The sequence below is a fragment of the Bacillus sp. JJ1764 genome (assembly GCF_036962145.1).
Lineage (GTDB): Bacteria > Bacillota > Bacilli > Bacillales > Cytobacillaceae > Neobacillus.
On record NZ_JBALNY010000230.1, the window covers coordinates 1 to 5334 of the forward strand.

The 5334-nt window shown below is 39.9% G+C and carries 3 protein-coding genes; all 3 read left to right on the forward strand.

Annotated elements, in window-relative coordinates:
* Positions 1-361: 361 nt before the first annotated feature.
* The 3 genes from V7083_RS22900 to V7083_RS22910 are packed head-to-tail and all read left to right on the forward strand — an operon-like array spanning position 362 to position 5248.
* On the forward strand, positions 362-2293 hold the full coding sequence (locus V7083_RS22900; RefSeq protein WP_335482426.1) for a beta-glucoside-specific PTS transporter subunit IIABC: 1932 nt from the start codon (positions 362-364) through the stop codon (positions 2291-2293).
* Positions 2294-2350: 57 nt separating this feature from the next.
* A complete protein-coding gene (gene ascB, locus V7083_RS22905) occupies positions 2351-3787 on the forward strand; it encodes a 6-phospho-beta-glucosidase (RefSeq protein ID WP_335482428.1) in 1437 nt (478 codons plus the stop codon).
* An 18-nt stretch (positions 3788-3805) separates the two neighbouring features.
* Positions 3806-5248 (forward strand): glycoside hydrolase family 1 protein, encoded by a 1443-nt coding sequence (locus V7083_RS22910; RefSeq protein WP_335482430.1) that lies wholly within the window; start codon positions 3806-3808, stop codon positions 5246-5248.
* The last annotated feature ends 86 nt before the right edge of the window (positions 5249-5334 follow it).

Genomic DNA, 5334 nt, shown 5'->3' on the forward strand with positions numbered 1-5334 from the left:
TGGAGCGGAAATCAACATACTAGTTTAACAGAGTCTAAAAAAAAGAAACCGTTGGCATTCTATGAAAGCGTATGCTAAAGTATGAATACAAACTTAATAACAATTTTTTTACTAGGATTGTTACTGATTATGCAGGCAAAACCTAAGTTGTACGTCAATGACTATTGATGGGCAATTTAGGTTTTTTGTGTTTTTAGGAGGTGGATCAATTATCATATTAAAACAACAGAATACCATTAGAAGGAATGTTACCTTATTGGGCATAACCTGATCTAATCTGCTTTACACTATTTTCATGTGTATTCAGATTGGCTCAGGTTTTTTATTTGATAAAAAACTAATTTGAAAGAAGGGTTAATAAATGAAATACGAACAGCTTGCCAAAGATATTATTCAAAATGTCGGCGGAAAAGAAAACGTTATCAGTGTTGTTCACTGTATTACCCGGTTACGTTTTAAGTTAAGAGATGAAGGTAAAGCCAATACAGAGGTATTAAAAAATATGGATGGCGTCGTCACTGTTATGAAGAGCGGCGGTCAGTATCAAGTCGTAATCGGGAATCATGTTCCCGATGTCTATAAAGATGTGGTGGCAATTGGCGGCTTTCAAGCAGCAGCACCTGTTGAAGAAGAAGACGGCAAAAAGCAAGGGTTATTTAATTCTTTTATCGATATGATTTCTGGTATTTTCACTCCAACGCTAGGTGTGTTGGCAGCAACAGGGATGATCAAAGGCTTCAACGCTTTGTTCATTGCACTTGGTTTATATACGAACAAATCAGGTACTTATAACATATTAAACGCGATTGGGGACTGTTTATTCTACTTTTTCCCGATCTTCCTAGGGTTTACAGCAGCCAAGAAGTTTAAAGCGAATCAATTTATCGGGATGGCGATTGGTGCGGCATTGGTGTATCCAACCTTATCCGGCTTAAGCGCTGGCAAGCCGCTATATACATTGTTTGAAGGAACCATGTTCCAATCACCGGTGCATATCACGTTCTTAGGAATCCCGGTTATTCTCATGACGTATTCTTCAACAGTTATACCAATTATCGTTGCTACTTGGGTTGGCGCAAAAGTAGAAAAATGGTTTACGAAAGTGATTCCTGACGTTGTAAAAGCATTCTTAGTTCCATTCTTTACATTACTTGTTGTTGTACCACTTACATTCATCGTGATCGGACCTGTTGCGACTTGGGCAGGTCAACTGTTAGGGCAATTAACCATTTGGTTAGTAAGCTTAAGCCCAATTATCGCAGGACTGTTCCTTGGCGCATTCTGGCAAGTGTTTGTTATTTTCGGTTTGCACTGGGGACTTGTACCAGTTGCGATTAATAATATGGCTGTCATGGGATCTGACCCAGTCTTAGCATCTGTTTTTGCTGCTTCATTTGCACAAACCGGTGCCGTGTTAGGGGTTTGGTTGAAGACGAAAGATCAAAAGGTTAAATCATTAAGTATTCCAGCCTTTATTTCCGGTATTTTTGGAGTAACGGAGCCGGCAATTTACGGGATTACACTTCCTAAGAAAAAGCCATTTATTATCAGCTGTATTGCTGCTGGTATCGGTGGTGCCATTACGGGAGCATTTGGGACTAGAACCTTTATTATGGGTGGACTTGGAGTATTTGGATTCCCTAACATGATTAGCCCTAAAGATGGAATTACAGCAGGATTCTGGGGTGCAGTGATCGCTGTAATCGTAGCATTTATCTTAGGTTTTGTTTTAACTTACCTATTTGGTGGAGCAGGCAAAGAAACAGCTTCTGCTGGAACTACTGAAAAAAATAATACTAATCATAACAAAGCAGCAACTAAAGTTGAAAAGGCAGTAATTTCAAGCCCATTTAATGGGGATGTAAAACCATTATCTGAAATAAAAGATGCCGCTTTTGCTTCTGGTGCACTTGGTAAAGGTATAGCGATTGAGCCAGCAGAAGGAAAGTTATTCTCTCCTGTTTCGGGTACTGTTTCTGCCTTATTCCCTACCAACCATGCGATTGGCATTACAACCGACCAGGGTATCGAAGTGTTAATTCACATCGGAATGGATACCGTTCAATTGGAAGGTAAGCATTTCACCTCCCATACGGCACAAGGAGCTACTGTCGAAAAAGGACAGCTATTAATTGAATTTGATATCGCTCAAATTAAGAAAGCAGGTTATATCGTCACAACACCAGTAGTCGTAACGAACCATAATCAATTTGAGGTTACTCAAATTGATAGAAACCAAGTTAAAGCTGGTGACCAGTTATTAGAATTATCAGCTAAATCAGTAGCGATCTAAACAAAAGAATGAGAAGGGACCGAGTTCCCTTCTCATTCTACATAGTAAAGGAGAGGTATGATGATGACAAAATTCCCAGAAGGATTTTTATGGGGCGGTGCGATTGCCGCGAACCAAGCAGAAGGCGGGTATATAGAAGGAGGAAAAGGATTAACAACCGTTGATCTTATGCCAACAGGTAAAAATCGCTGGAATGTAGCAATCGGATTCCTTGACTCATTTAAACCTGCTGAGGATGAATATTACCCAGCACATGAGGCCATCGACTTCTATCATCGTTATAAAGAGGATATTGCGCTATTTGACGAGATGGGATTCAAAGCACTGCGGGTGTCGATTTCCTGGGCACGGATTTTTCCAAATGGTGATGAGGAGCAGCCAAATGAAGCGGGCTTAAAGTTTTATGACGATGTTTTTGATGAACTATTAAAATACGGCATCCAGCCAGTTGTGACGATTGCTCACTTTGACGTCCCCGTGCATCTAGTTGAAACATACGGCAGCTGGAGAAGCCGCGAACTGGTTGCATTTTTTGAAACGTATGCTACCACGATTTTTAAACGATATAAAGACAAGGTTAAATACTGGATGACCTTTAATGAAATCAATATGCTCTTGCACCTGCCTTATGTTGGTGCCGGACTTGTGTTTAAAGAAGGAGATCATAAAAAACAAATTCAGTATCAAGCAGCGCACCACCAATTAGTGGCAAGTGCCTTGGCTGTAAAAGCATGTCATGAAATTATTCCTAATGCGATGATTGGCTGTATGTTGGCCGGCGGAGCCACTTATCCGTATACATGTAATCCAGATGACGTATTTGCAGCGATGGAAAAAGATCGTGAATCATACTTCTTTATTGACGTGCAGTCACGCGGTGAATATCCTGGTTATGCGAAACGCTTCTTTAGAGAGAACAACCTGACGATTGAAATGGAAGCAGGAGATGAGGAACTCCTGAAAGAGGGAACGGTTGACTACATCGGCTTTAGTTATTACGGCAGCCGGGCAACAAGCACAGATCCTGAAATTTTAAAACAAATTTCAAGCGGGAACGTGTTTGCCTCTGTGGAAAATCCATATCTGGAAAAATCAGAATGGGGCTGGCCGATTGATGCCAAAGGCTTCCGATTTACCTGCAATCAGCTATACGACCGTTATCAGAAACCATTATTTGTAGTAGAAAACGGTCTAGGTGCAGTGGATGAGGTAACTGCCGATGGAGAAATAAATGATGATTATCGCATTGATTATTTGAAAAAACATATTGCTGCAATGGGTGAAGCGATTGAAGATGGTGTGGAACTTCTTGGTTATACAAGCTGGGGCCCAATTGACCTCGTCAGTGCTTCAACCGGAGAAATGAAAAAACGTTATGGTTATATCTATGTTGATAAAGATAATGAAGGTAATGGCACATTAAAGCGAATGAAAAAGAAAAGCTTTTATTGGTATAAGCAAGTGATTGAATCCAATGGGGAAAACCTAGATTAATATAGGGAGGCAAAAACAATGACACAAAATAGTACAAGATTCCCAGAAGGTTTTTTATGGGGCGGAGCAACAGCTGCCAACCAGTTAGAAGGGGCTTACAAGGAAGGTGGAAAGGGTTTAAACCTAGCAGATGTTCTTCCTGGGGGAAAAATTCGCCTAGAAATCTTATCTAAGCCAGGGTTTGATTACGAAATCGACCACAGTAAATATCATTACCCTAATCATGAAGGAATTGATTTTTATCACCGATATAAGGAAGATATTGCTTTGTTTGCGGATATGGGTTTTAAAGTTTTCCGTATGTCAATTGCTTGGTCTCGTATTTTCCCAAATGGTGATGAATTAACGCCAAATGAAAAAGGATTAGCATTTTATGACAGGGTGTTTGATGAACTGCTTAAGCACGGTATTGAGCCAGTTGTAACAATTTCTCACTATGAAACACCTCTGCATCTCATCAAAGAATATGGCGCATGGAAGAATCGTAAACTGGTCGAGTATTTTGAAAGATACGCGAGAACCCTTTTTACTCGATACAAAGATAAAGTCAAATACTGGATGACATTCAACGAAATAAATGGTGCTACCCACTTCCCTCTATTTGGTCTTGGATTTTCAGCCTCTAGTGAGGAAGCCCGCCTACAAGAAAGCTTTCAAGGATTGCACCATCAATTTGTAGCGAGCAGTTTAGCAGTAAAGGCTTGTCACGAAATCATCCCTGAATCAAAAATTGGTTGTATGTTGGTGTATGCGCCTGTTTACTCGTTTGATAGCAATCCTGAGAATATTATGCATGCAATCAGAGAAGAACAAATCTTCAACTATTATTGTGGAGATGTTCAAGTAAGGGGCGAGTACCCTGCCTTTGCGAAACGTTATTGGGAGGAGAATGGCATTGAGCTAGACATCCATGAGGGAGACTTACAGCTAATTAAGGAGTATCCTGTTGATTACATTGGATTTAGTTATTATATGTCCCGCACTGAAAAGAAACAAAAAAATGTAGACGAATCATCATCAGGTAATATTATTGGTGGTGTGAAGAACCCATTTTTAAAGAGCTCAAGCTGGGGCTGGGAGATTGATCCAACTGGACTTAGAGTTTCGTTAAATAACTTATATAACCGATATAGGGTACCTCTTTTTATTGTTGAGAATGGTTTAGGCGCATATGACAAAGTGGAAACAGACGGTTCTATTATTGACGATTACCGTATTGATTATCTACGAGACCATATTGAGGCAATGGGTGAAGCCATTAAAGATGGTGTTGATTTGATGGGTTATACACCTTGGGGATGCATTGATTTAGTCAGTGCGTCTACAGGGGAATTATCGAAACGTTATGGCTTCATCTATGTTGATAAGCATGATGATGGAAGTGGTACTCTAGAAAGAAGTCGTAAGAAGTCCTTCTATTGGTATAAAGATGTTATTGCTACTAATGGGGAGACATTATAAACTTGTTCAGAAAAGGAAATTCCTTTAGGGGATTTCCTTTTTTTTATACCACAAATATCAGTTATATTAACTTCAGACAAGGCAGG